General features: G+C 31.6%; 1 protein-coding gene. It reads right to left on the bottom strand.

Annotated features, from left to right (window positions below; genetic code table 11):
• The coding region (gene tnpA, locus IC21_RS12545; protein ID WP_035180965.1) for an IS200/IS605 family transposase at nucleotides 1-212 on the bottom strand (212 nt) is incomplete at both ends.

The following is a 212-nucleotide window of genomic DNA, read 5'->3' as shown; positions in this document are numbered from 1 at the left end:
TTTCCATAGTTTTTTTCTTATATGTGGAAAGTCTCTTTTTATCAGTCGAGAACTTGCACTCTTATAGGCGTTGATGAACTTTGATAGTTCAGAGTTAGGATTTGCTTTGAATAAGATGTGGATATGGTCTTTATCATGATTCCATTCCACTAAAGAAATATTGTATTTACTTCCAATCTCAGCGAACATATCTTTTGCAAAATCAGATATTT

This window comes from Heyndrickxia coagulans DSM 1 = ATCC 7050 (genome assembly GCF_000290615.1).
GTDB lineage: Bacteria > Bacillota > Bacilli > Bacillales > Bacillaceae_C > Weizmannia > Weizmannia coagulans.
This window is presented reverse-complemented; position numbering and strand designations above follow the sequence as displayed.